Here is a 24,914-nt window from a genome sequence, read left to right as displayed (position 1 = left end):
CTCTGCTTCCTTAAGTATCTCAGGGCCCGGGATACCTAGTACCGACCGGTCCGATGGCATCGAATCAGGGCTGCTAAGACGCTGGTCAGCGCTTCGCGAGCGCGTTGCGGGTCTCGTTGAGGCGACGCAGGACGGTGCCGTCGTACAGGTCGGAGCCGACCTGTACGCGCGCCCCGCCGAGCACGTCGGGGTCGACCGTCTGCTTGACGGAGACCTCCCGACCGTACATCTCCGAGAGGCGGGCACCGAGGCGTCGCTCCTCCTCCTCGGTCAGCGGAGCCGCCACGGTCACGTACGCGACCTGACGGTCCCGCCGGTCGGCGGCGAGCTCGACCAGCCGGGTGAGCGCACCGGTGAAGGAGCGTCCCCCGAAGCCGGCGAGCGCGGCCTCGACGAGGCTGACGGTCACCGGCTGGGCCTTGCCGGCGAGCAGCTGCCGGGCCAGTTCGGCCCGCCGCTCGACCGCGGCCATCGGGTCGGAGAGCGTGTTCGACAGCTCGGCGGAACCGGCGACGACCTGCCCGAAGCGGAACAGCTCGTCCTCGACCTCGCCCAGCTCGCCGGCCAGGTCGGCGCTGGCCAGCAGTGCCTCCACGCCCAGGCGCTCGACACCGTCGAGCAGCTCGGTCGGGGCCGACCAGCGGCCGGACACCATCGACGTGAGCAGGTCGAGCGCCTCCGCGCCGATCCGGCCGCGCAGCATGTCGCCGAGCAGACCGGAGCGGTCGGCGCCGGCCCGGGCCGGGTCGGAGAGCGCCCGGCGCAGCCGCGGCTCGCGCCGCAGCAGGGCGGCGACGGAGAGGATGTCGTCGGCGGTGGCAGCCACCGCCGACGGCTCCGCGCCGCGGACGTACGTGTCGAGGCGCTCGGCCCCGGCCCGGTACGACTCCCGGCTGGCGGCCTGCATCAGCGGGCCCCCGTGCTCTCGAGATTGCTCAGGAACCGGTCGACGGTGCCCTTGCGACGCGCCTCGTCGGCAAGCGACTCGCCGACGATCTTGCTGGCCAGGTCCACCGCGATGGTGCCCACCTCGGTGCGCAGCTCGCGCACGATGGTGGCCCGCTCCGCGGCGAGCTGCTCCTTGCCGGCGGCGATGATCCGGTCGGACTCCTCACGCGCCTTGGCGAGGATGTCCTGCCGGATGCCGTCGGCGTCGGCCCGCGCGTCGTCGCGGATCTTGGCGGCGTCGGTACGCGCCTCCGCGAGCTGGGCCCGGTACTGCTCGAGCAGCTGGTTCGCCTCGGCCTGAGCCGCCTCGGCGCGCTTGATGCCGCCCTCGATCGCGTCGACCCGCGCCTGGTACATCGCCTCCATGCGGGGCATGACGAACTTCAGCAGGACGAAGACGAGCAGGGCGAAGGAGATCGTTCCGACGACCATCTCCTGCCAGATCGGCAAGATCGGATTGTGCGCGCCTTCGGCGGCGAGATACATGTCAGACCTCCGGATCGGGGGAGCTCGCGTCAGCTAACGGCGAAGGCGAGCACCAGGCCGAACAGCGCCAGCGCCTCGACCAGGGCGAAGCCCAGCACCAGCCAGGTGCGGTTGTAGCCGGCCGACTCGGGCTGGCGGGCGCTCGACTGGATGTAGGCCGCGAATACCAGGGCCACACCGATACCGGGGCCGATGGCGGCGAGGCCGTAGCCGATGGTGTTGACGTTGCCACCGATCTCGGCAAGAACGTTCATTGCGGGTATTCCTCCTAGTTCACACGTGAGGGCTCACGTGTACGCGGTCGGTACCAGATGCTTGGCCGGGCCGGGTGCCCGCCGAGCCGGATCTCAGTGCTCGTCGGCCAGCGACGTGCCGATGTAGTTGGCGCTCAGCGTGACGAAGACGTATGCCTGCAGCACCGCCACCAGCGCCTCGAAGAAGGCCATCACGATCGCCATCGCGAAGGAGAAGACCGAGGTCGCCTGGACGAAGACGCTGCTCGACCCGAGCATCACGAAGCCGCCGACGGTGAAGACCAGCAGGAGCAGGTGGCCGGCGAACATGTTGGCGAAGAGCCGCAGTGCCAGGGTGACCGGCCGGACGACGAAGTTCTGCAGGAACTCGATCGGAATCAGCAGGAAGTGCATCGGCCACGGCACGCCGGGCAGGATGAGGCTCTGCTTGAGGTACTTGCCGAGGCCGTGCTTGCGGACGCCGACGTAGTTGTACATGACGTACGAGATGGCGGCGAGCACGATCGGGAACGCGATGTGCGAGTTCGGCGAGATCTGCAGGCCGGGCACGATGCTGAAGATGTTTGTCAGCAGGATGAAGCTGAACAGCACGGTGAGGTAGGGCGCGAAGCGGATGCCCGCGTTACCCATCTGCTCCCGGGCGATGTTGTCCCGGACGAGCCCGTAGACCGCCTCCGCCGCCCACTGGCCCTTGCCCGGCACCAGCTTCGGCTTCCGGTACGCGGCCACGAAGAAGATGATCAGCAGCGCGACGGCGATCCAGATCATGATGCTGAACTTGGTGACCCAGGGGCCGGCCACGTCCGGCGGGTAGAAATCCCCGACGCTGGGGGGCCAGGGAAGGTCCTGGGCGACGACCAGCTGTCCGCTCACCGTGTCATCCTCCGCACTCAACAGACCCGCGTGTGCCGGAACTCAGGCACTGAGCCTCTTCATGATCAGGTAGATCGCCCCGGCCGCGCCGAGCATCATGCCGACGGCGACCCCGATGCCGGCTGGCAGACCGAAGAACCGTTCCGCCAACCAGCCGAGGCCACCCCACACCAGAATGCCGGCGAGCAGGTAACCCACGACGGCGCCTGCCACACCCTCCGACGAGTGCTCGTCGGACTTGTGGGAGTGGGGGTCATCGGCCATGACGTGGCGAACAATATCAGCAGGGGCGCGCGGGGATGTGCGGCACCCCCCACACTGCGGGCAGCGTGCGGGCCGTACTGCGGGCGCGTCAACCTCGCGCCACGTTACTCCTGTCGCGCCCGTCAGGGCACCCGCCGTACCGGACACGATTCCGCAAAGTCACTCGTCGTCGTCACGCGGCTTGAAGGTGGGCAGCGGAGACCTCATCGCCCAGGTCAGGTGCGCTCCGGTCCACACCACCACCGCCGCGATGATGGCCACGCCCATGGCCGGCAGGCCGGGCCAGCCGGTGGCCGCCACGGCGGCCATCACCACGCCCAGGATCACGATCTTGGTGGCGTAGGTGACGAGCCCGACCGACATGATCATCCGAGGGTGGACGGCGTCCGCCCAGGCCACCGAGACGCTGGAGATCAGGTAGCTGACGATCACCAGCGCCACGCCGGCCGCGAAACCGGCCGCGCCGGTCGGGCCGCGCAGCAGCGCCGCCGCCGGCACCCCCACCACCGCGAGGGCCGCGCACGCCAGCAGCGGCAGCCGCAGGTGGTTCAGCCGGGACCGGATGGCGCCGGGCTCGCCCGCCCGTGGCGCCGTCATCGGGGGTACGCCGGGAAGGCGGCGACCAGCTCGGCGACCTCGCGGGCCATCCCGGTCAGCGCGTCGGCGCCGCCGGAGGCGCCCGGATCGGTGCGTACCGCGCGCGCGATCAGCCCCGCGATCCGGCGCATCTCGCCCTCCCGCATGCCCTGGGTGGTGACGCTCGGCGTACCCACCCGGATGCCGGAGGCCACCGACGGCGGCCGCGGGTCGTACGGGATGGCGTTCTTGTTGAGCGTGATGCCGGCGGCGTCGCAGCGGGCCTCGGCCTGCGCGCCGGTCACGCCGGTCTCCCGCAGGTCGAGCAGGGCCAGGTGGGTGTCGGTGCCGCCGGAGACCGGCGGCAGTCCCTCCGCGGCCAGCCCGTCGGCGAGCGCGCGGGAGTTGGCGACGACCTGGGCGGCGTACGTGCGGAACTCGGGCTGCGCGGCCTCGCGCAGCGCGACCGCCTTGGCGGCGACGGCGTGCATCAGCGGGCCGCCCTGGGTGAACGGGAAGACCGCCTTGTCGATCCGGGCCGCGAGCGGCTCACGGCAGAGGATCATGCCGCCGCGCGGGCCGCGCAGCACCTTGTGGGTGGTCGCGGTGACCACGTCGGCGTACGGCACCGGGGACGGGATCGCCCCGCCGGCCACCAGGCCGATGAAGTGCGCGGCGTCCACCATCAGGTACGCGTCGACCTCGTCGGCGATCTCCCGGAAGCGGGCGAAGTCGATCAGGCGCGGGTACGCCGTCGCGCCACAAATGATCATCTTTGGCCGGTGCGCCCGGGCCAGGTCGCGTACCTCGTCGTAGTCGATCAGTCCGGTGTCCGGCCGGACGGTGTAGCCGACCGGGTGGAACCACTTGCCGGAGAAGTTCACCCGGCTGCCGTGCGTCAGGTGCCCGCCGTGCGGCAGGTCCATCGCCAGCACCGTGTCGCCCGGCTGGATCAGGGCGGCGTACGCGGCCAGGTTGGCGCTCGCCCCGGAGTGCGGCTGGACGTTCGCGTGTTCGGCGTCGAACAGGTCCTTCGCCCGGGACACGGCCAGCTCCTCGGCCCGGTCCACCTCGGCGCAGCCGCCGTAGTAGCGCCGGCCCGGGTAGCCCTCGGCGTACTTGTTCGTGAGCGTGGAACCCAGCGCGGCCAGCACCGCGGGCGAGGTGAGGTTCTCGCTGGCGATCAGTTGCAGACCGCCGCGCAGCCGGTCCAGCTCCCCCAGCACCACCTCGGCGATCTCCGGGTCGACGGTACTGAGCTGCTGGAAGTCCGGCCCCCAGAAGGTGTCCCTCGCGTTCTCCACAGCGAAGGAGTCTACGGAGCCGCACACTGGATGCCGTGAGATGCCTCGTCACCGGCGCGACCGGCTACATCGGCGGACGCCTCGCGCCCCGGCTGCTGGCCGAGCGGCACTCCGTACGCTGCCTGGCCCGCACGGCCGGGCGGCTGCGGGACGTGCCCTGGGCGGCCGAGGCGGAGGTCGTCGAGGGCGACCTGCGCCGCCCGGAGACGCTGCCGTCCGCGTTCGAGGGCGTGGAGGTGGCGTACTACCTGGTCCACTCGCTCGGCCAACGCGGCTTCGAGGCGGCCGACCGGGAGGCGGCGACCAACTTCGCCGAGGCGGCGCGCGCCGCGGGCGTACGCCGGATCGTGTATCTCGGCGGGCCGGAGCCGGCGGAGCGCGACGGCCTGCCCTCGGCGCACCTGCGCTCCCGGGCGGAGGTCGCGCGGATCCTGCTGGACAGCGGCGTGCCCACAGCGGTGCTGCGCGCCGCGGTGATCATCGGATCCGGCTCGGCCTCGTTCGAGATGCTGCGCTACCTGACCGAGCGGCTGCCGGCGATGGTCACCCCGCGCTGGGTGCGCAACCGGATCCAGCCGATCGCGGTCCGGGACGTGCTGCGCTACCTGGTCGGCTGCGCGCACCTGCCGGCGGAGGTGAACCGGGCCTTCGACATCGGCGGCCCGGACGTGCTGACCTTCACCGAGATGATGCAGCGCTACGCCCGGGTGGCCGGGCTGCGGCCCCGGGTCATCCTGCCGGTGCGCCCGCTCACCCCGTCGCTCTCCTCGCACTGGGTCGGCCTGATCACGCCGGTGCCGAACGCGATCGCCCGGCCGCTGGTGGAGAGCCTGGTGCACGAGGCGGTGGCGCACGAGCACGACATCGCCGCGTACGTGCCGGACCCGCCCGAAGGGCTGACCGGCTTCGACCAGGCGGTCGCGCTGGCGCTCACAAAGGTGCGCGACGCGCAGGTGGAGACGCGCTGGTCGAACGCGAGCGGGCCGGACGCGCCCGCCGAGCCGCTGCCGTCGGACCCGCGCTGGTCCGGCGGCACCGCGTACACAGACATGCGGGAGCGGGCGGTGGCCGCGCCACCGGACGCGCTGTGGCGGGTCATCGAGGGCGTCGGCGGCGAGCACGGCTGGTACTCGTTCCCGCTGGCCTGGTCGGTGCGCGGCTGGATGGACCGGCTGGTCGGCGGCGTCGGGCTGCGCCGGGGACGGCGTGACCCGCACCGCCTCCAGGTCGGCGAGGCGCTCGACTTCTGGCGGGTCGAGGAGATCGTCCCGGGCGAGCTGCTGCGGCTGCGCGCCGAGATGCGGCTGCCCGGCCGGGCCTGGCTGGAGATGCGCGCCGAGCCGGACGGCAACGGCGGCAGCCGCTACGTCCAGCGCGCCGTGTTCCTCCCGCGCGGGCTGCCCGGCCACCTCTACTGGGCCTCGGTGGCCCCGTTCCACGCCGTCGTCTTCGGCGGCATGGCCCGCAACATCGCCCGGGGCGCCGAACACCCGGCCGGTTAGGACGGAGAGCCGCTCGGCAGCGCGGGGCCGAGGAGCAGTCCCCCGTCGATGACGTACTCGGCGCCGGTGATGAAGGCGGCGTCCGGCGACGTGAGGAACAACAGCAGCGCGGTGACGTCGGCGGGCTGCCCGAGTCGCGGTACGGCGAATGGCTCGGGCGAGTAGAAGTCGGCGATCGGGGCGTCGCTGCCGGCCGCCGGCTCGGTGATGAACGGGGTGTCGATCACGCCGGGGTGGATCGCGTTGACGCGGATGTTGTCGCGGCCAAGCTCCAGCGCGGCGGTCCGGGTGAGCCCTCGTAGCGCCCACTTGCCGGCGACGTAGGGCGCGTAGAAGGCGGTGCCGCCGAAGCCCATGGTGGAGCCGATGTTGACGATCGCTCCTCCGCCCGCGCGCCGCAGCGCCGGGGCGGCCGCCCTGATGCCGAGGAAGGTGCCGGTGAGGTTGACGTCGAGGATGCGAGCCCAGGTGGCCCGGTCGGTGGACTCGATGAGGGCCGGTGGGTTCTGCACCCCGGCGTTGTTGACCAGGACCGTGAGCGCGCCGAACGCCTTCTCGGTCTCCGCGACGGCGGCGGCCCACGACTCCTCCCGGGAGACGTCCAGGGAGACGAACCGTGCCCGGTGGCCCAGCTCGGCGGCGAGGCCGGCGCCCCGCTCGGCGTCGATCGCACCGATGACGACGTTTGCGCCTTCGGCGTGCAGGGCGCGAACGTGGCTGGCCCCCTGCCCGCCGGTGCCGCCGGTCACGAGAACTGTCTGATTGGCGAAGCGGGACATCGGATCCTCCGGTACGTGCGGTACGACAACCCGGGAAACGGGTGGTGAGTCAATTGACTCACCACTCCGAAGCTACGCCGCCGCACGTGGTGAGTCAACCCACTCACCTCGCTACGATGGGCGCATGACCCCAGCGCCGTCGGCCTATCACCAGCGCGTGGCGGAGGAGAAGCGCGCGCTGATCGTGCAGGCCGCCACCGAGCTCTTCCTGGAGTTGGGCTACGACCGGGCCTCACTGGCACGCGTCGCCGCCGGCGCCGGCGTGTCGAAGGCGACGCTGTTCAAGCAGTTCCCGACGAAGGCGGCATTGTTCGACGCGATCGTCGTCGACTCGTGGGCCCGCAACGACGTCGCCGACGTGCCGCCCACCGGTGACCTGGTGGCCGGCTTGACGGTTCTCGGGCGGCACTACGCGACGCTGTTGAGCCGGCCGGAGATGACCGACCTGTTCCGCATCGTGATCGCCGAGATGCCACGCTTTCCCGAACTGGCCAGAGCGCACTTCGCGCAGGGCAAACTGCCGTACTTCGAGTCCGTCCGGCTCTACCTCGTGGCCGAGCACGAGGCCGGAGTCGCGGACGTCGCCGACCCGGAGTTGGCAGCCACGCACTTCCTCGGGATGATCTCCAATTACCTGCTCTGGCCGCGCCTGGTCCTCCCGGACTGGACGGTCACCCCCGAGCGCACGGCAGCTGTCGTCGACGAAGCCGTCCGGACCATGGTCGCTCGGTACGGCAGGTCGACGAGCTGACTCTCAGTTGCCGGTGCGCGGGCTGGTGTGCTGGAAGGCGACGGCCTGACCGGGCGGGACGAAGTCGCGTACCGGCTCGTCGCGCAGTGACCACGCCAGGATGCGGCCCACGGCGGCGATCTGCCGCTTCTGCACGCCACCACCGACCGCGTCCCGGGGATCGTCCGGGTTCGCGGCGATCGTCGCCACCGACAGCTGCGGGGTGAACGCCACAACCGTCTCGGTGGCGTTCCGCTCCGAGCTGCCGGTCTTGCCCGCCACCGGCCGGCGCAGGCCCGGGGCCAGCTCCTCGGCGGTGCCGCCGTCGCAGCGCCGGTACATCGACTGGTCGCCGACCGGGCAGCGGCTGGCGTCGGCCGCCGCGCGAGCCACCTCGGTGTCCAGCACCTGCCGGCAGTCGGCGTTCCCGGCCGCGACCCTGCGGCCGGACGGGTCGGTGATCGAGGTGACCGGCGTGGGCCGGCACCACGTGCCCTCGGCGGCCACCGCGGCGTACGCGCCGGCCAGGTCCAGCGGCGTGGTGGCGGAGACGCCGAGCGTGAACGGCCCCCAGCTCTTGGCGCCCTCGCGGGCCATCCGGGCATCCGCCGGAGCGCGGAACACGATGCCCAGCCGCTGGGCCATCTCGACCACCCGGTCCGCGCCGACGCGCTCGGTCAGCCAGGCGAAGTACGTGTTCACCGAGCGCCCGAACGCGTCCCACATGTCCCGGTCGCCGTCCATCCAGGAGGCGTTGGCGTTCTCCGGGCACCACCGGCCGCCGCAACTCGCCGGGCCGGCGCCGACCGGGTACTGCGTCACGTAGACGCGCGGGGCGTCGAACTCGGTGTCCAGCGGCAGACCGGACTCCAGCGCGGCCAGCAGCGCGAACAGCTTGAACGTCGAGCCCGCCTGGTAGCCGGTGATGCCGCCACCGCCGGCCACGAGCTGGTTGACCGTGTTCGGGTAGTTCTGCTGCCCGTCCGGGTTGGCGGCCGCGCCATAGGCGCGGTTCACCGCCATCGCCAGCACCCGGCCGGTGCCCGGTTGCACCACGGCCGTCGGCGCCGCGCGGGCGATCGTCTCCGGGTAGATCTCCCGCACCTGCTCGCTCGCCTTGGCCTGCACGTCCGGGTCGAGCGAGGACACGATCTTCCAGCCGCCGCGGCGCAGCGTGCGCTGCCGTTCGTCGGCGGTCTCGCCGAACGCCGGCTGGGCGTTCCACCACTGCGTGAACCAGTCGCAGAAGAAGCCCCAGTCGTTGTGCTCGGCGGAGACCGCGGCGCAGTCGTTGGGGGTGGCGTTCGGCTTGAGGGCCAGTTCCGTCGCCTTCGCCGCCTCGGCGTCCGCCGCGCCGACCCGGCCGGTCTCCACCATCCGGTCCAGCACGTACGCCCGGCGCTGCCGGGCCGAGTCGGCGTCGCCGCTGATCGGGTCGTCGGCCGGGGAGCGGACCAGCCCGGCGAGCAGCGCGGCCTGGGCCAGCGTGAGCCGGTCCGGCGTGGTGGAGAAGTAGCGCTTGCTGGCGGCGGCGATCCCGTACGCCCCGGCGCCGAAGTACGCGATGTTCAGGTAGCGCCCGAGGATCTCGTCCTTGCCGACCTGCCGTTCCAGCGTCAGCGCGTACCGCATCTCGCGGATCTTGCGGCCGACGGTGATCTCGGTGGCGGCGGCGCGCTGCTCCTCGGTCAGCCGGGGGTCACCGGCCAGCGCGTTGCGCACGTACTGCATGGTCAGCGTGGAGGCGCCCTGGCGGGTGCCCTCGCGGCGGTTGGCGGTGAACGCCCGCGCCACGCCGCGCACGTCCACGCCGTGGTGCTCGTAGAAGCGCACGTCCTCGGCGGCCACGATGGCGTCGCGCATCACCGGTGCCACCTCGCCGACCGGCACGTCCACCCGGTCCTCGACGTAGAACGAGGTGATCAGCGTCCGCCCGTCGCTCGCGTACAGGTTGGAGCGCTGCGCCGGCTGCGGCGTCCTGAGCGCCTCCGGCAGCGCGGTGTACGGCATCAGGTTCTTCACGCCCAGCCCGAAGACGAGCGCGGCCGGCAGTGCGGCGGCGGCCAGGGCCAGTCCGGCGAGCACGCCGGCCAGCACAACGGTGAACAGCTTGTCGAGATAGGCCCGGTTCATCAGCTCTCCCCGCAGGAGCCGGCCGTACGGACCCGTTCAGAATGACCCGAATGTGCGCTTTGGCCGCCACCTTCCGAGAAAGGCGCAGAAAGTTCGCGAGGAAGGATGAATCTCAGGGCAACAGCGCGGCAGCCAGCGGCTGCACCGTCTCCTCGATCTCGTCCGCGACCCGGCTGAAGCACTGGTCGCCCCGGCCCCACGGGTCGTCCAGATCGTCCGTGGGCAGCGCGGAGGCGTTCTGCCGGGCCGCGTCGACGGCCGCGACGAGGGCGACACCGCGCGCGTGGACCGCGTCCGGCGTCGGCTCGGCCGGCGGCAGGGCGGCGCGGTCCAGCCCGCCGAGCAGGCGGCCGAACTCACCGAGGACGAACGTGCGCGCGGCGGCGTCCGGCCGCAACGCCACCACGTACTCCTGCTGGTCGGCCGTGGCGGTGAGCACCAGGTCGGCGGCGTCGATCAGGTCGGAGCGCAGACGACGGGCGGCGAACCCCTCGGTGTCGCCGCCGCGCGAGACCACCTGCCGGGCGGCGGGCGGGTTCATCTCCTCCCCCGCGTGCCAGCCGCCGGTGCCGGCGCTGTGGCTGTGCACCAGCGCGTCCGACCCGGCCGGGTCGACGTCGAGGCGGGCCAGCCGCTCGCGGACCGCGAGCAGCAGCAGCCGCTCGGCCATCGGCGACCGGCAGATGTTGCCCATGCAGACGTGCAGGACGGTGAAGGGCGGCACTCAGACCCCCCGCTCGTCGAGGATGTCCGGCACGACCTCCCGCAGCTTCGCCAGCGTCACCGCGCCCTCGCGCAGCACCCGCGGCACGTCGCCGGTCAGGTCGACGATGGTGCTCGGCACCGGGTCCACCGCCGGCCCGGCCTCCAGGTACGCCCGGACGCCGTAACCGAGCTGGTCGCGCGCCTCCTCGGCGGTGAGCGCGGCGGGCTGGCCGACCTTGTTCGCCGAGGCGACCGCCATCGGCCCGGTCTCGCGCAGCACCTCCAGCGCCACCGGGTGCAGCGGCATCCGCACCGCCACCGTGCCGCTGTTGTCGCCCAGGTCCCAGGCGAGGCTCGGCGAGTGCTCCACCACGATGGTCAGCGCGCCCGGCCAGAACGCCTCAACCAGGTCGCGGGCCGCGCCGGGCAGCGAGAAGACCAGGCCGTCGAGCGTGTGCCGGGAGCCGATGAGCACCGGGGGCGCCTGCCGGGCGCCACCCTTGGTGTCCGCCAGAGCCTTCACCGCGTACGGGGTGAAGGCGTCCGCCCCGACGCCGTAGACCGTGTCGGTCGGCAGGACGACGAGTTCCCCGTTCTTGACGGCCTCGATGGCAGCGGCGATGCCGCGGTCCCGGTCGGCGAGCGACCGACAGTCGTAGAGCATCACGAGGAGTCAGTCTGCCACGCCCGGCCGGGGTCGGGGTGGGTGCCGTCCGCCCGCCGGGACGCGCTCGCCCAGCGGGGCCGCCCGGCCAGGTCCCGGTGCTCCTCGACCCGGTCGTAGCGGCCGTCACCGCGCAGCAGCGCCGGCACCTCCTCCGCGTGCGTGTCGTCGTGCTCGACGCCGATCACGCCGCCCGGGCGCAGCAGCTCGGCGGCCCGGCGCACCACCGGGCGGATCACGTCCAGCCCGTCCGCGCCGCCGAACACCGCCTCGTCCGGATCGTGCCCGGCCACCTCCGGCGGCACGATCACCGACCTCGGCACGTACGGCGGGTTGCAGAGCAGCACGTCGACCCGCCCGGCCAGGCCGGCCAGCAGCTCCGGGTCGGTCACGTCGGCGGCCACCACCTCGACCGGCCGGTCCCCGGCGGCGGCCCGGTCCGCCGCGTTGCGCCGCAGCCAGGCCAGCGCGGCCGTGGACCGCTCCACCGCCACCACCCGGGCCGCGGGCACCTCCTGCGCGACGGCGAGGGCGATCGCGCCGGAACCGCTGCACAGGTCGACCACGAGCGGCGCGGCGTGCTCCCGGGCCCGCTCGACGCCCCAGCCGGCCAGCAGTTCGGTCTCCGGCCGGGGCACGAAGACACCCGGCCCGACCGCCAGCTCCAGGTGCCGGAAACCGGCCGAGCCGAGCAGGTGCTGCAACGGCTCCCGGGTCACCCGCCGCCCGACCAGCTCGTCCAGGCGGTCACGCTGCGCCGGGGTGAAGCCGTCGGCGAGCGCCAGCCGGCCACGCGGCACTTCCAGGACGTACGCGGCGAGCTGCTCGGCCTCGGCGCGGGGCGCCTCGACGCCGGCCGCGGCGAGCGCCCGCGCCACCCGGTTGATCACCAGCGACGGGCGTTCGCGTTCTGTCCCTTCGGACGGGTGTTGCGGGAGTGCTGTCACGCAATAATCATGAGGCGTCGCGGCCCACCTCACGAACGGGTGCGTCCGGGCGCACACCGCAGGGAGGTCGCGAGTGGGCTGGCTCGACCAGGTCGAGGACCAGGTTGACGCTCTCCGACGCGCTCGGTCCCTCCAGGAAGCCAGCCGGTCCGCGGAGGCGTGCGCCCTGCTCGACCGCGTCATCCGCACCACGGCCGACCCGTACGCCCGCGCCGACGCGCTCGTGCAACGCCTGTCCGCGCTGATCAACCTCGGCCGGACCGCCGAGTTCACCAGGGCCGTCGAGGACGCCTCCGCCGCCGTACGCGACCTGGCCGAGCCCTACCTGCACGGGCACCTCAACGCGCTGGCCGCGCTCGCCGCCCACCACCAGGGCGCGCTCGACAGGTGCGTGACGCACCTGGTCCGGGCCGCCCGCGCGCTCGGCGCCGACGACACCCCCGACCGGGACACCGCCTGGGGCTGGCACGACCTGGCGATGGCGTACTCGTACCTCAGCTTCCACGGCCACGCGCTCGGCGCGATCGAGCGCGCCCGGGAGGTCGGGCTCAGCGTCGGCATCCCCGAGGAGACGTTCGCCGCGCCGGGCATCCGGCTGCGCAACGCGGTCGCGCTCGACCACAACGGCGACAGCGACGGCTGCCTGCGGGTGCTGCGCGACGTGGCCGGCGACCTGGCCCGGTTCCTGCGCGGCGGGCGGGCCGGCAACCTGCGCCCGAGCAGCCTGGCCGCGTACGGCTACGCCGCCGCCCGCCGGGCCGCGCTCGGCGACCGGGTGGAGTCCGCCGGGGACGCCGACCCGAACCGGCTGCTCGGCCACGGCGGGGACAGCGCCCGCGCCCGCGACCTGCGCCAGCTCGGTCAGGTCTGCCTGGCGGTGGCCGACGGCCGTCCGATCGAGGCGGTCACCCGGCTGGACTCGCTCCGGGTCTCCGCCGAGACGCTCGGCGCGGCCGAGGCGCCCCGGCTGCGCAGCGTGGCGCTGGCCCGGGCCGGTGACCACGCGGGCGCGCACCGGGCCGACCGGCACGCGTTCCGGCTGGCGGCACAGCGCAGCGACCGGCTGCGGGACGTCTACATCGACGGCATCGCCGCCCGGATCGACCACGAGGAGATGCGCCGCGAGGCGGCCCGGTACGAGGGCGAGGCACTCACCGACCCGCTCACCGGCCTGCCCAACCGGCGCCGGCTGGAGCGCTACCTGGGCGCCGTGGTGTCCCGGGGCGAACGGGTCGTGATCGGCGTCTGCGACCTCGACGGGTTCAAGGCGGTGAACACCCGTCACGGCCACCACTCCGGCGACCTGGTGCTGCAACGGGTGGCCGGAGTGATCAACCGGGTGATGCGGCGGGGTGACTTCGTGGCCCGCTACGGCGGCGACGAGTTCGTCGTGGTGCTGCCCGACACCGGCATGCCGGAGGCGGTCGAGGTGGCCCGCCGGATCGAGGCGGCCGTGCGCACCGAGGACTGGGAGTCCCTGGTCCCCGGCACGCCGGTCGGGGTGACGATCGGCTTCGCCGAGGTCGACGGCAGCACCACGGTGAGCGTCCGGGAGGCGCTCGGCGCCGCGTTCGAGCTGGCCGACCGGGAGATGCTGCGCGCCAAGGCCCGGTTGCGGGCGAGCTGAGCGGTAAGGAAGGGCCCCCTGTTAACGCCTCCGGTAGAGCAAGGGCCCCCGCTTAACACCCCGTGCGGTCAGCGGCGGGACAGCTCGGTCTCGCCGGCCAGCCGGGCCGCGCGGTCCGCCTCGGCCAGGGCGTCGAGCACCCCGTCCAGCTCGCCGGCCAGGGCCAGGTCCAGGTTGTACGCGGTGTAGCCGATGCGGTGGTCGGTGATCCGGTTCTGCGGGAAGTTGTAGGTGCGGATCCGCTCGGACCGGTCCACGGTGCGGACCTGCGCCTTGCGGGCGTCCGACGCCGCCGCGTCCGCCTGCTCCTGGGCGGCGGCGAGCAGCCGGGCGCGCAGGATGCGCATGGCCTGCTCCCGGTTCTGCAGCTGGGACTTCTCGTTCTGGCAGGAGACCACGATGCCGGTCGGCACGTGGGTGATGCGGACCGCCGAGTCGGTGGTGTTCACCGACTGCCCACCGGGGCCGGACGAGCGGAACACGTCGATGCGCAGCTCGTTCGGGTCGATGGTGACGTCCACGTCCTCCGCCTCGGGCAGCACCAGCACCCCGGCGGCGCTGGTGTGGATGCGGCCCTGCGACTCGGTGACCGGTACGCGCTGCACCCGGTGCACGCCGCCCTCCCACTTGAGCCGGGACCAGACGCCGTTGCCGCCCTCCGGCACGCCCTTGCTCTTGATCGCCAGCGAGACGTCCTTGACGCCGCCGAGGTCGGAGTCCTGCGCGTCGATCACCTCGGTGACCCAGCCGTGCCGCTCGGCGTACCTGGTGTACATCCGCAGCAGGTCCCCGGCGAACAGCGCGGACTCCTCGCCGCCCTCACCGGCCTTGATCTCGACGATCACGTCCTTGGCGTCGTGCGGGTCGCGCGGGATGAGCAGTTCCGCGAGCCGTTCCTCAAGGGCCGGCAGGGAGGCGGCGATGGTGTCCGCCTCGGCGGCGAACGACGCGTCCTCGGCGGCCAGTTCCCGGGCGGCGGTCAGGTCGGCGCGGGCCTGCTCCAGCTCGCCGGCCGCCTTGTGCAGCGGAACCAGTTCGGCGTATCGACGGCCGACCCGCCGGGCGGTGCCCTGGTCGGCGTGGATGGCCGGGTCGGCCAGCCGCCGCTCCAGCTCGGCGTACTCGTCGAGGAGGGCGGCCAGGCGCTCACTGCTCATGCTGCGGGTGCTCCTTGGTGATGAAACCGGCGCAAACGGACGAACGCCCGTGCCCGGCAAAAGCCGGACACGGGCGTCGTCGACGGAGCTACTTGGCCTTCTTGGCCTGAACCTTGGCGTACTTCTGCTGGAACTTCGCGACCCGGCCGGCGGTGTCCAGCACGCGCTGCTTACCGGTGTAGAACGGGTGGCAGGCGCTGCAGGTCTCGACGCTGATGGCGCCGCCCTTGGCGGTGCTGCGGGTCGTGAAGGAGTTGCCGCAGGAGCAGCGGACCTCGGTGGTCGCGTACTCCGGGTGGATGTTGGGCTTCATGTCGCCTCGGTCCTTTCGTCGGTGGTCGCCGGGTCGCCGTCGGTGCTCCCCGCCGTCACGACGGGCTCGGGCGTGAACCGGAACCGGTGGCCGATTGACCAGTCTGCCACGGGCGTCTTCCACCCGGCACAGGAGGTCCGCCACCTCCAACGCCGGCCCACCCCTCAGCATTCCCACCCCCACCCCACCCACTCCCCCGGCCCACCCGCGCCCACCCACCACCCGCCCGCCCCGGGCCCCGCCCCGAGCCCGGCGATCATGAACTTAGCGGCACTTCCCGCCCCTTTTGTCCAGGCCAACTTCATGATCGCCGGAGCGGGAGCCGGGGCCGGGCGAGGGGGGCGCGGACTGGGCGAGGGGTGCGGCCGGGGCTCCTCCCCCAGGATGAGGAGCCCCGGTCCGGGTCAGGCCGCGGGGGCGCGGACAGCTGCGGCGGTGGTCACAGTCGCCTCGGCCTTCACGCCGTTGACAGTCACCGCCAGCAGGATCTGCGCGCCGGGACGCAGCGCGGTCAGCCGGCCGGTGGCCGGGTCGAACCAGGCGGCGTGCCACGGACGAATGCCGACGACGCCCCCGATGTGCAGGCTCGGCGAGCCGGACCAGTCGGCGCTGACCGGCGCGGCCACCGGCACCTGCCGCCCGCTCGGCTGGGTGAGCGTGGCCGTGACGTCCACCGGCGAGCCCTGGCGCACCTGCGCGGGCGCGGTCAGCGCGAGCCGGTCGACGTGCGCGTGCGTCTCCGCACTCACCCACGTCGGCCCCTCGGCCAGCGGGTCACGGCGGGCCCGCTCGGCCTCGCCCGGCGTCACCGGGTCCACCCCGAACTCGGTCCAGCCGGTGAACCCGCCGAGCGCGGCCGGGGTGGACGGGTCCTTGCCCGAGTTGCCGTTGATCACGTACGGCACGCCGTCCACCCGGTCGGCGTGGAACGTGCCGACGTGGCCGTTGACCATCAGCGCCCCCTTGCCGGTGCGGTGCTGGAAGTCGGCCAGCCACTGCTCCACGAGCGCCGCCTCCTTGCGGTCGCCGAGCTGGCTGGCCTTGGCCGGGCTGGGGTCGCGCGGCGGGTGGTGGAAGAACACCGCCACCGAACCCACCGAGCGGTCGGCGGCGGCCTGGTCGAGCGTACGGCGCAGCAGTTCCACCTGGTCGAACCCGCCGCCGCGCAGCGACCCGGTGGCGGTGCTCAGCGTGAGGAACCGGGTGCCCCGGTGGTCGAAGACGCGCGAGGTGTCCCCGAAGACGCTGCGGAAGTTGTCGATCGGCGCGCCCATGATCTCGTGGTTGCCCGGCACGTAGTGGTACGGCACCTCGCCGCCCAGTTCCTCGTCCAGGATGCGCTTGGCCAGCGTGAAGTCCGCCGGGTAGGCGGTGTCCACGAAGTCGCCGTTGATGATCAGGAAGTCCGGCCGGGCGGCGCGGACCTCGCGCAGCGTACGGCGGGCCTGGGCGACCAGGTCGCTGTCCGGGTTCGCGGCGACGAACTGCGCGTCGGAGAGCACCGCGAAGCGCCAGGGCGCCCCGTCCACAGTGCCGTCGCGCAGCACCACCCGATCGGTGCGGTTCGGCTCCGGCGGCGCCTGCACGTCCGGCGGCACCCGGGCCACCAGGTCGTCGATCACCACCTCGCTGCGGTACTGCTTGGCCGGGTCGGTCTCGGCCACGTAGAACCGGCGCACCCGCACCGGGTACTGCACGCCCGGCGGTACGGCGAACTCGACGTACTTCCAGCCGGTCCAGTCCAGGTACGGGCCGCGCAGCACGAACTGGGTGTCCTGCGCGTCGTGCAGGTGCAGGCTCGGCCACTCGCCGGTGCCGTTCGCCTTGATCCACATCCCGAACGCCTGCGGCTGGCCGGGTACGTCGATCCAGGCGGGCGGGTCGGCGTACGCGGCCCGGGTGCCGGTGGACTGGCTGAAGTCGTACGACATCCGCAGCCCGCCATCGGTGTGGCCCTCGGCCGGGGCGACCGACCCGGAGGCGCGGGCCTGGCTGAACTTCCACGACGCGGCGTCGTCGAAACCGGCCACCGGCACGTCGGTCAGCCCGACGGTCACCGGCAGGACCGTGCTGCGGTTGCCGACCCGGGCGGTGACCAGCGCCGAGCCGCTCGCGGCAAGCGCCTTGACGGACAGGTTGCCGTCGGCGGTGGGGGTGACGGAGAGCAGGTCGCTGTCGTACTCCAGCTTCAGGTCGGCCGGCTCGATCGGCGCGGTGTTGCCCTCGGCGTCGAAGCCGACCACGCCGAACAGGCCGGTGTCGCCGGCCCGGTCCAGGCCGACCCGGTCGACGGTGCCGTCGATGCGCGCAAGCGGGCCGAGCACCGTCAGCTCGATGGCGCCCCGGGCGCGTCCCCGGGTGGCCGTGACGGTGCTGCGCCCGGGAACCGCGGCCCGGAACACGCCGTCGCCGTCCACCCGGCCGTGGGTGGCGTGCCAGCGCGGCTCGCCGGCGGCCGGGCCGTACGTCTCGTCGTATCCGGCGGCGGTGAGCCGGCGGGTGAGGCCGGGGAAGACCCGGTCCGGCCGGCCGCCGCGCACCGGCGCGACACCGGGTGCGGCGGTCGGGTCGCTGGCGGTCTCCAGCCAGTAGCCGGTGAGCCGGCCGCTGCCCTTCGGCGCGTAGACGGCGAGCCCGTTCGGCACCGGCCGCTCGCTGCCGTCGGACGGGCTGTTCTCCACCTGGACCGTGGCCGCGCCCGGCTCCCGGGCGAGCAGCGTGGACGAGCCGCCGCCGTCGAGGTTGAGCGCGTTCGCGGCGCCCAGCTCGGCCATCATGCGGCCCATCTCGGTCTGGGTGACGCCCCGGCTGTCCACCTGGCGCCCGTCCACCGTCAGCATGATCATCTTGCGCCCGTCGGCGGAGAAGCCGACTGCGGTGCGCGGGGCCAGCGACTCGTCGGCGATGTTTTGCACCACGCCGTCACGGACCAGCACGTTGCCGCCGCCGACGGCGGCGCGCAGGTCACCGCCGTCGGCGGCGCGCGGTCGCCAGGTCAGGTCCACCGCGTCGCCGGGACGTAGCGCGGCGAGCGCGTCGGCGCCGGCCTCGCGGCCGAGCAACACCGTGCTGCCGGCCGGGATCGGCCCCTCGCCCGCCGTGGTGGCCACGTTCGCCACCCGGCCGCCGGTCACCGTCACCTCGACCGTGCGGGCCGCGCCCTCCACGGCCCGCCTGCGGGTGTACGACCCCCAGAGCGGCGTGAACACGCCCACGCCGTCGCGCTGCACCATGTTGTTGAACTGGGTCAGCGGCACCGGCCCGGCGGGCAGCGTGGCGCTGCCCTCGAAGCCGACCTGGACGACCCGGCCGATGCCCTGAGCGCTGATCCCGACCGCGTTCGGGTGCCCGGCGACCGGCGACTGCACCAGCTCGCCGGAGCGGACGCCGACGCCCTGGGCGGCACCGGAGTTGTTGATGTCGAAGAAGTCGCCGTTCACCGCCGCGACGGCACGGGAACGGTCCACCGCGGCGCGCAGCGGCTCGTCCTTGGTGACCTCGCCGGAGTTGACGTAGTCGACGGTGAGCCCGCCGGCCAGGTCGGCGGTGAGGGCGTCGGCGCGCAGCCAGCCGGCCGCGTCGTACCTGTCGAAGGAGGTCAGGTCGAGGCCGGGCGCGACCGGCCGGGTGGTCTTGGCGGTCTCCAGGCCGCCGGCCGGTTCCACACCGGCGAGCGCGACGGCGGAGTCAGGGCGGGACGAGGCGCGCGGCGCGTCCTCGGCGGCGGTGGCGGCCGGCGGTGCGGCAGCCGGCGGCCCGGCGGCCGTGGCGGCGGACGGCGCCGGCGTGGTGATCGTCAGCAACGGCGTCAGCAGCAGGACGCCGGCGAGGCGGGCGGGTCGACTGCGGGTTCGCATGGACGACAGTCAACCCGACGGTGAACAGAAGTTTCAATACCTAACGGCTTAACCGTAGAAAAACTTCACGGGCGGGCCGCCCGGTACGCGACGAGGGGCACGGCCGCGTTCGGCCGTGCCCCTCGTGCGTCGGATCGTCAGCTCACTCGCCCGGAGTGGACTTCGCGATCTGCATCAGGAACTCGATGTTGGTGCGGGACTGCTTGAGCCGGTCCAGCAGGAGGTCGAGCGCCGCCTGCGAGTCCAGCGAGTGCAGCACCTTGCGGAGCTTGTGGATGATTGCCAGCTCCTCCGGCGCGAGCAGGACCTCCTCCTTACGCGTGCCGGAGGGGTTGATGTCGATCGCCGGGAAGACCCGCTTGTCGGCGATCTTCCGGTCCAGCTTCAGCTCGGCGTTACCCGTGCCCTTGAACTCCTCGAAGATGACCGTGTCCGCCATGGACCCGGTCTCCACCAGCGCGGTGGCGAGAATGGTCAGCGAACCGCCGTTCTCGATGTTGCGCGCCGCGCCGAGGAAGCGCTTCGGCGGGTAGAGCGCGGTGGAGTCGATACCACCCGACATGATCCGGCCGCTGGCCGGCGCCGCCAGGTTGTACGACCGCCCGAGCCGGGTCACCGAGTCGAGCAGCACGACCACGTCGTGTCCCAGCTCGACCAGGCGCTTCGCCCGCTCGATCGCCAGCTCCGCGACGGTGGTGTGGTCCTGCGGCGGACGGTCGAACGTGGCCGCGATGACCTCGCCCTTCACCGACCGCTGCATGTCGGTGACCTCTTCCGGCCGCTCGTCGACGAGCACCACCATCAGGTGGCACTCCGGGTTGTTGCGGGTGATCGCGTTCGCGATCGCCTGCAGCACCATCGTCTTACCGGCCTTCGGCGGCGACACGATGAGCGCCCGCTGGCCCTTGCCGATCGGCATGACCAGGTCGATCACCCGGGTGGTGAGGATGTGCGGCTCGGTCTCCAGCCGCAGGCGCTCCTGCGGGTAGAGCGGCGTGAGCTTGTAGAACTCCGGCCGGCGCTTCGCCTCGTCCGGCTCCATCCCGTTGATGGTGTCCAGCCGGACCAGCGGGTTGTACTTGTCGCGCCGCTGCTCGCCGTCCCGCGCGGCCCGCACGGCGCCGGTGATCGCGTCACCGCGGCGCAGGCCGTACTTCTTGATCTGGGACATCGAGACGTACACGTCGTTCGGGCCGGCGAGGTAGCCGGTGGTCCGGACGAAGGCGTAGTTGTCGAGCACGTCGATGATGCCGGCCACCGGGACGAGCACGTCGTCCTCGCCGACCTGCGGCTCGCGGCCGCCACTGCCACCGCCGTCGCCCTCGCCCCGCTCGCCACGGCCGCGACGACGGTCCCGGAACCGGCTGCGCCGGCCCCGCCGGCCGCCGCCCTCGTCGTCGTCGCCGTCGTTGTCCCGCTCGGCGCGCTGACCCCGGTCGTTGCGGTCACCCCGGTCGTTGCGGTCGCCACGGTCGTTGCGGTCGCCACGGTCGTTACGGTCACCGCCGCGCTCGTTACGGTCGCCGCCGCGCTCGGCCCGCTCGGCCCGCTCGCCACGGTCGCCCCGCTCGTTGCGGTCGCCACGCTCGGCCCGCTCACCACGGTCACCACGGTCGTTGCGCTCGCCGCGCTCGGCCCGGTCACCGCCACGCTCGCCACGGTCGGCCCGCTCGCCGCCACGCTCGGCACGCTCACGGCCCCGGCCCTCGTTACGCTCACCGCGCTCGGCCCGGTCACCGCCACGCTCGGCCCGCTCGCCGGTCTCGGCGGGCGCCTCGTCGGCGCGCGTCGTCTCGGCCGGCCGCGCCTCGGCCACCGGCGCCTCGGCCGGTCGCGCCTCGGTGGTCGCGGCGGCAGCCCGGCTGCGGCGACCACGGGTACGACCCTCGGTCACCTCGGCGGCCGGCGCCTGCTCGGCGGGGCGTGCCTCGGCCCGCTCCTCACGGACCTCCGCGTGCACCTCCTCACGGGCGGGAGCGGCAGCCGCCGCCACCTCGGCTCGCGGTCGAGGGGTTCCGGCCGCGGCGCCGCCCTGCTGCCGCTCGGTGATCGCACTGATCAGCTCGCCCTTGCGCATGCGAGCGGTACCAGAGATGCCGAGCGACGCGGCCAGGCTCTGCAGCTCCGGCAGCAGCATCGCCGACAGACCGGTGCCGCTACGCCGGCGGCGCGTGGGGGCGGCGGTGGTGGCATCGCCAGCGACGTTGGAAACATCCGACGTCACGTCGGTGGTGTCGCTCAATGGATTCCTTCCCTCGATAGGCCGGGCTGCCCGGAGTCGTGGAACCAGGTGGCCGGGCGGCCTCGGTGCACCCGCCTCGCATGACGCGTCGCGGGAGTCTGTGACACAGCAGCCGGTGGTTTCCCGACTCACCACCGTCGGTGAGCAGGTCTCGCCGTCTGCGGCGACCTTGGAAACTGCGGCGCGGCGTGGGCCTTGAGCAGGGGTGACGGGCTACCGCCGAGAGCTTCGGGGGTGCGCCGAACCGCAGGAAGATCGCATGCTTCGCGGCTGTGCTAGGTCTAGAGCGTAATCGCCTCGTCCGACCTGCGGCAACAGGGCCCCGCTCGGCGTGTCAAAGTCTACCCCGGATGACCCGGGCACCGCTGACATCTATCGGCAACTCCCAGCGCCGCCAGTCTGTTCCCGCCTGGAAGTCCGCTGAGACCCGGGAGAGCGCCAGCACGGTCGGACCCGCCCCGCTGACCACAGCCGCCACACCCGCCGCACGCAGCGCGGCGACGAGTGCCGCCGTGGCGGGCATGCCCGGGGCCCGCTGGTCCTGGTGCAGCCGGTCGACGGTGGCGGGAAGCAGCAGCGCGGGGTCGGCGGTGAGCGCGTGCACCAGCAGGGCCGCCCGGCCGGCGTTCGAGGCCGCGTCGGCGTGCGGCACGGTGGCCGGGAGCGCCGCCCGGGCCACCGAGGTCAGGCCCCGCTCGGCGGGCACGAACACCGTCGGGCGCACGGCCGCCGCCACCGGCAGCGACACCGCCCGCGCCCCGCCCGGTTCCGTCCAGGCGATCGTGAAGCCGCCGAGCAGGCAGGGCGCGACATTGTCCGGATGCCCCTCCAGCTCGGCCGCCAGCCGCAGCGCGGCGTCGTCGTCCATCCGCCGCTCGCCGCCTGCAACCAGCGCGCGGGCCGCCAGCACCCCGGCCACGATCGCCGCCGACGACGAGCCGAGCCCGCGGGCCTGCGGGATGCGGTTGACGCACTCCAGCGCCAGGCCGGCCGGCTGCGCGCCGAGCGCGTCGAAGGTGGCCCGCATGGCGGTGACGATCAGGTGCCGCTCGTCCGACGGCAGCTCGCCGGCGCCCTCGCCGGTGACCGACACCCGTACGCCGCCGTCCGTCACCTCGGCCGTGACGTCGTCGTGGCGGCCGAGGGCCAGCCCGAGCGCGTCGAAGCCGGGGCCCAGGTTGGCGCTGGTCGCGGGCACCCGGACCCGTACCGGGCCGGGGATGAATGTGGTCGGCACCGGCTCATGCTAGGACGTACGGCGGACAAGCCGTCCGTACCGCCCGGAGCGTGAGACCGACGTGTCATCCCGCCCGGTCCGGCACCGGCACGTCGACCGGGTCGGTGAGCGAGAGCCGCCGGGTGGCGAACCGCCAGCCGATCGCGTACAGGACTGTGACCAGGCCACAGCCGGCGAGCACGGTGCGCTCGTCCACCCGGTCCACGACGAGCGCCACCACCAGCTGGCTCACCGCGATGGCGAGCGTCGCCAGCATCATGTCGGTGGCGAAGACCCGGCCGCGCAGCCGGTCCGGCACCTCGCCCTGCAACGCGTAGTTGGACAGCACCCAGTTGCTGCCGCCGCCCAGGTGGGCCAGGAAGACCAGGACCAGCACCAGCGGGAACCAGGTCACCACTGAGGCGCCCAGGTAGGCCAGGCCGTACATCGACATGGACAGTGCCAGGCCGGTGAGCAGCCAGGCCCGGTTGCTCAGCACCCGGCGCATCATGATCGGGCCGACCAGGGCCCCGGCGCCACGGGCGGCGAAGAGCAGGCCGGCGCCGACCGCGCCGACCCCGTACACCCCGGCGAGCAGCGGGAAGACGGTGAGCACGCCGTTGCCCAGGCCGACCGCCGACTTGACGGTCACCAGCGCCAGCACGCGCGGACGGTGGGCGATGTAGCGCAGCGCCTCCCGGATCGCCGCCCAGGTGCGCGGCACCGCCGCCGCCGGGTCGCGCGGCGCCTGCAACGGCCGGCGGATCAGCGCGGCCAGGCCCGCGGCGGCGACCAGGCCGACCGCCGCCACCCAGAAGCTGGCGTACGGCCCGGCGGCGGCGCTCAGGATGCCGCCGAGCGAGGCGCCGACCACCGTCATCGTGCCCCACGCCGAACCGGCGACCGCGTTGCCCGCCGCCAGGTCCTCCGGGTCGACCACGTTCGGCAGCGCCGCCTGGGCCGCGGGCGAGTAGAACGCCTTCGCCACCGCCACCAGCGCGATCGCCGCCAGCGCCAGCCAGGCCGTGCCGGCGCCGCGCACGCCGAGCAGCAGCAGCACACCGGCGAGCGCGCCCACGTTCGCCACCATCATCACCGTGCGGCGGTCGAACCGGTCGGCGACGGTCCCGGCGTACGGGAGCAGCAACGCCGTCGTGCCGGTGTCCACCGCCAGCACCAGCGCGCCCCAGACGCCGCTGCCGGTCAGGTCGGGCAGCAGCACCAGCAGCGGCACCATGACGAACCAGTCCGCGCCGAAGACCACCAGCTGGGCGAGGAACAGGTGGCGGAAGTCGCGATTGCGGACGACTACCGAGAGGGTCGGCGACACGCGGGCACCCTACCGGGCCGCCCCGGTCGCGGCAGCTCGGCGAAGAAGCTCGGAGACCGTGACGAACGTGTATCCCCTGGCCCGCAGCCCGCCGATCATGTCGGGCAGGCCGCGCAGCGCCACCAGCCGCGAGTCGACGCCCACGTCGTGGGCGAGCAGGATCGTGCCGGGGCGCATGTCGGCGACGATCCGCCGGGCGTGCCCGGCCGGGTCGTGCGGGAAGTCGCCCTCGACCATCTGGAGCGTCCAGAGCACCACGCGGTAGCCCAGCCGGGCCGACGCGTACAGCACCGAACCGCCCAGGTGCCCCCAGGGCGGGCGGAGCAGCCGGGGCGCCGAACCGGTGGCCGCGGTGATCGCGTCGTGGCTGCGGCGCAGGTCGTCGTAGACGGTGGCGGCGTCCATCCGGGCCAGGTCGCGGTGCGCCCAACTGTGGTTGCCGACCTCGTGCGCGTCCATCCGGCCCCGCAGCAGCGCGGCGTGCTCGCGGGCCCGCTCACCGACCAGGAAGAAGGTGGCCGGCACCCGGTGCTCGGCCAGCGTGTCGAGCACCATCGGGGTCCACTGTGGGCGCGGGCCGTCGTCGAAGGTGAGCGCCACCAGGAGCTCCTCGGTGCGTACGCCCCACACGACCTGCACCGCGCCGGCGCCGACGTCCTGGTGGCGGCTGCCGAGCGTGGCACTCGCGGGCCCGCCCCCGATCGGAAGCCGGCGGTCGGCCACCCAGGTGCTCTCGACGGTCGCGGCGGAGCCGACCGCGGCACCCCCGATCAGCAGCGCGAAGCCGCGCAGCACGCTGCGCCGATCCCGCCGGCCCGCGCCCCCCGCCATCACGCCCCCGAACCGAAAGTGTGCAACAGCTCACTGAGCGTACCGCTGGATGTCGCTCTGGTGTGTCCCGCGCACCGAGGCGCCGGGAGGGGCCCACGGGCCCTGTCGCACACTCCACCTCGGACGGTCCCCGATGCACTGCCAGACCTGCGGGGACGCCACGTCCCCGGCCTATG

Annotated in this window: 21 protein-coding genes and 1 pseudogene; 3 read left to right on the top strand and 19 right to left on the bottom strand. The window is 73.5% G+C overall.

Going from position 1 to position 24,914, the window contains the following annotated elements; genetic code table 11:
- Nucleotides 1-85: 85 nt before the first annotated feature.
- The 7 genes from AB0B20_RS27650 to glyA form a co-directional block, all read right to left on the bottom strand.
- On the bottom strand, nucleotides 86-907 hold the full coding sequence (locus tag AB0B20_RS27650; RefSeq protein ID WP_357383904.1) for a F0F1 ATP synthase subunit delta: 822 nt from the start codon (nucleotides 905-907) through the stop codon (nucleotides 86-88).
- On the bottom strand, nucleotides 907-1,434 hold the full coding sequence (locus tag AB0B20_RS27645; RefSeq protein WP_357383902.1) for a F0F1 ATP synthase subunit B: 528 nt from the start codon (nucleotides 1,432-1,434) through the stop codon (nucleotides 907-909). Before AB0B20_RS27645 ends, AB0B20_RS27650 begins: the two co-directional genes overlap by 1 nt.
- A gap of 29 nt (nucleotides 1,435-1,463) precedes the next feature.
- Nucleotides 1,464-1,688, bottom strand: coding sequence for an ATP synthase F0 subunit C (gene atpE / locus AB0B20_RS27640; RefSeq protein ID WP_018789141.1), 225 nt, complete (start codon nucleotides 1,686-1,688; stop codon nucleotides 1,464-1,466).
- A gap of 93 nt (nucleotides 1,689-1,781) precedes the next feature.
- The gene (gene atpB / locus AB0B20_RS27635; RefSeq protein ID WP_043328655.1) at nucleotides 1,782-2,561 is read right to left on the bottom strand and encodes a F0F1 ATP synthase subunit A; all 780 of its coding nucleotides are present in this window, start codon (nucleotides 2,559-2,561) and stop codon (nucleotides 1,782-1,784) included.
- 42 nt (nucleotides 2,562-2,603) lie between these two features.
- Nucleotides 2,604-2,825, bottom strand: coding sequence for a hypothetical protein (locus tag AB0B20_RS27630; protein ID WP_269704359.1), 222 nt, complete (start codon nucleotides 2,823-2,825; stop codon nucleotides 2,604-2,606).
- Between the two features lie 159 nt (nucleotides 2,826-2,984).
- Complete coding sequence (locus AB0B20_RS27625) at nucleotides 2,985-3,422, bottom strand: hypothetical protein (protein WP_357474669.1); 438 nt, start codon at nucleotides 3,420-3,422, stop codon at nucleotides 2,985-2,987.
- Complete coding sequence (gene glyA / locus AB0B20_RS27620) at nucleotides 3,419-4,705, bottom strand: serine hydroxymethyltransferase (RefSeq protein WP_357474666.1); 1,287 nt, start codon at nucleotides 4,703-4,705, stop codon at nucleotides 3,419-3,421. The genes AB0B20_RS27625 and glyA overlap by 4 nt, the downstream gene beginning before the upstream one ends.
- 35 nt (nucleotides 4,706-4,740) lie before the next feature.
- Between glyA and AB0B20_RS27615 the strand changes: the two genes are divergently transcribed.
- Complete coding sequence (locus AB0B20_RS27615; protein WP_357474663.1) at nucleotides 4,741-6,207, top strand: SDR family oxidoreductase; 1,467 nt, start codon at nucleotides 4,741-4,743, stop codon at nucleotides 6,205-6,207.
- On the opposite strand, the gene AB0B20_RS27610 is transcribed toward AB0B20_RS27615, so the two are convergent.
- A complete protein-coding gene (locus AB0B20_RS27610) occupies nucleotides 6,204-6,986 on the bottom strand; it encodes an SDR family oxidoreductase (RefSeq protein ID WP_357474660.1) in 783 nt (260 codons plus the stop codon). The genes AB0B20_RS27615 and AB0B20_RS27610 overlap by 4 nt on opposite strands.
- Nucleotides 6,987-7,110: 124 nt before the next feature.
- Here AB0B20_RS27610 and AB0B20_RS27605 point away from each other — a divergent pair, with 124 nt between their 5' ends.
- Nucleotides 7,111-7,737 carry a TetR/AcrR family transcriptional regulator gene (locus AB0B20_RS27605; protein ID WP_357474657.1) on the top strand — a complete coding sequence of 209 codons (627 nt, stop codon included), beginning with the start codon at nucleotides 7,111-7,113 and terminating at the stop codon, nucleotides 7,735-7,737.
- Between the two features lie 3 nt (nucleotides 7,738-7,740).
- On the opposite strand, the gene AB0B20_RS27600 is transcribed toward AB0B20_RS27605, so the two are convergent.
- From AB0B20_RS27600 to prmC, 4 genes and pseudogenes are all read right to left on the bottom strand, one after another.
- On the bottom strand, nucleotides 7,741-9,849 hold the full coding sequence (locus AB0B20_RS27600; protein WP_357474653.1) for a transglycosylase domain-containing protein: 2,109 nt from the start codon (nucleotides 9,847-9,849) through the stop codon (nucleotides 7,741-7,743).
- Nucleotides 9,850-9,961: 112 nt separating this feature from the next.
- Nucleotides 9,962-10,573 (bottom strand): phosphotyrosine protein phosphatase, encoded by a 612-nt coding sequence (locus tag AB0B20_RS27595; protein ID WP_357383887.1) that lies wholly within the window; start codon nucleotides 10,571-10,573, stop codon nucleotides 9,962-9,964.
- Nucleotides 10,574-11,227 (bottom strand): annotated as a pseudogene (locus tag AB0B20_RS27590) (L-threonylcarbamoyladenylate synthase); the annotation flags it as partial.
- The gene (prmC, locus tag AB0B20_RS27585; protein ID WP_357474650.1) at nucleotides 11,218-12,165 is read right to left on the bottom strand and encodes a peptide chain release factor N(5)-glutamine methyltransferase; all 948 of its coding nucleotides are present in this window, start codon (nucleotides 12,163-12,165) and stop codon (nucleotides 11,218-11,220) included. The pseudogene AB0B20_RS27590 and the gene prmC, both read right to left, overlap by 10 nt.
- Nucleotides 12,166-12,238: 73 nt before the next feature.
- Between prmC and AB0B20_RS27580 the strand changes: the two genes are divergently transcribed.
- A complete protein-coding gene (locus AB0B20_RS27580; RefSeq protein WP_357474647.1) occupies nucleotides 12,239-13,792 on the top strand; it encodes a GGDEF domain-containing protein in 1,554 nt (517 codons plus the stop codon).
- 68 nt (nucleotides 13,793-13,860) lie between these two features.
- On the opposite strand, the gene prfA is transcribed toward AB0B20_RS27580, so the two are convergent.
- The 7 genes from prfA to AB0B20_RS27545 form a co-directional block, all read right to left on the bottom strand.
- Nucleotides 13,861-14,949 (bottom strand): peptide chain release factor 1, encoded by a 1,089-nt coding sequence (gene prfA, locus AB0B20_RS27575; RefSeq protein WP_357383880.1) that lies wholly within the window; start codon nucleotides 14,947-14,949, stop codon nucleotides 13,861-13,863.
- Nucleotides 14,950-15,037: 88 nt separating this feature from the next.
- Nucleotides 15,038-15,262: a 50S ribosomal protein L31 gene (gene rpmE, locus AB0B20_RS27570; RefSeq protein ID WP_184688060.1), complete on the bottom strand. Its 225-nt coding sequence runs from the start codon at nucleotides 15,260-15,262 to the stop codon at nucleotides 15,038-15,040.
- Between the two features lie 404 nt (nucleotides 15,263-15,666).
- Complete coding sequence (locus AB0B20_RS27565) at nucleotides 15,667-19,119, bottom strand: phosphodiester glycosidase family protein (RefSeq protein ID WP_357474643.1); 3,453 nt, start codon at nucleotides 19,117-19,119, stop codon at nucleotides 15,667-15,669.
- A 142-nt stretch (nucleotides 19,120-19,261) separates the two neighbouring features.
- Nucleotides 19,262-21,361: a transcription termination factor Rho gene (rho, locus tag AB0B20_RS27560; protein WP_357383876.1), complete on the bottom strand. Its 2,100-nt coding sequence runs from the start codon at nucleotides 21,359-21,361 to the stop codon at nucleotides 19,262-19,264.
- A 334-nt stretch (nucleotides 21,362-21,695) separates the two neighbouring features.
- Nucleotides 21,696-22,598, bottom strand: a complete 903-nt coding sequence (gene thrB / locus AB0B20_RS27555) for a homoserine kinase (protein WP_357383874.1) — start codon at nucleotides 22,596-22,598, stop codon at nucleotides 21,696-21,698.
- A gap of 64 nt (nucleotides 22,599-22,662) precedes the next feature.
- Nucleotides 22,663-23,907: an MFS transporter gene (locus AB0B20_RS27550; protein WP_357383872.1), complete on the bottom strand. Its 1,245-nt coding sequence runs from the start codon at nucleotides 23,905-23,907 to the stop codon at nucleotides 22,663-22,665.
- A 9-nt stretch (nucleotides 23,908-23,916) separates the two neighbouring features.
- Nucleotides 23,917-24,738, bottom strand: a complete 822-nt coding sequence (locus AB0B20_RS27545; protein WP_357383870.1) for a polysaccharide deacetylase family protein — start codon at nucleotides 24,736-24,738, stop codon at nucleotides 23,917-23,919.
- Nucleotides 24,739-24,914: the final 176 nt, after the last annotated feature.

Source organism: Micromonospora sp. NPDC049151 (assembly GCF_040648395.1).
GTDB lineage: Bacteria > Actinomycetota > Actinomycetes > Mycobacteriales > Micromonosporaceae > Micromonospora.
Note: the sequence above shows the minus strand (reverse complement) of the source record. Positions and strands in the feature narration are given on the sequence as shown.

Bases quoted from the DNA above. Each gene is read 5' to 3' on its own strand.
- AB0B20_RS27650 (WP_357383904.1), bottom strand. From the start codon at position 907: ATGCAGGCCGCCAGCCGGGAGTCGTACCGGGCCGGGGCCGAGCGCCTC.
- AB0B20_RS27645 (WP_357383902.1), bottom strand. From the start codon at position 1,434: ATGTATCTCGCCGCCGAAGGCGCGCACAATCCGATCTTGCCGATCTGG.
- atpE (WP_018789141.1), bottom strand. From the start codon at position 1,688: ATGAACGTTCTTGCCGAGATCGGTGGCAACGTCAACACCATCGGCTAC.
- AB0B20_RS27630 (WP_269704359.1), bottom strand. From the start codon at position 2,825: ATGGCCGATGACCCCCACTCCCACAAGTCCGACGAGCACTCGTCGGAG.
- AB0B20_RS27625 (WP_357474669.1), bottom strand. From the start codon at position 3,422: ATGACGGCGCCACGGGCGGGCGAGCCCGGCGCCATCCGGTCCCGGCTG.
- AB0B20_RS27610 (WP_357474660.1), bottom strand. From the start codon at position 6,986: ATGTCCCGCTTCGCCAATCAGACAGTTCTCGTGACCGGCGGCACCGGC.
- AB0B20_RS27605 (WP_357474657.1), top strand. From the start codon at position 7,111: ATGACCCCAGCGCCGTCGGCCTATCACCAGCGCGTGGCGGAGGAGAAG.
- AB0B20_RS27600 (WP_357474653.1), bottom strand. From the start codon at position 9,849: ATGAACCGGGCCTATCTCGACAAGCTGTTCACCGTTGTGCTGGCCGGC.
- prfA (WP_357383880.1), bottom strand. From the start codon at position 14,949: ATGAGCAGTGAGCGCCTGGCCGCCCTCCTCGACGAGTACGCCGAGCTG.
- rpmE (WP_184688060.1), bottom strand. From the start codon at position 15,262: ATGAAGCCCAACATCCACCCGGAGTACGCGACCACCGAGGTCCGCTGC.
- AB0B20_RS27565 (WP_357474643.1), bottom strand. From the start codon at position 19,119: ATGCGAACCCGCAGTCGACCCGCCCGCCTCGCCGGCGTCCTGCTGCTG.
- AB0B20_RS27545 (WP_357383870.1), bottom strand. From the start codon at position 24,738: ATGGCGGGGGGCGCGGGCCGGCGGGATCGGCGCAGCGTGCTGCGCGGC.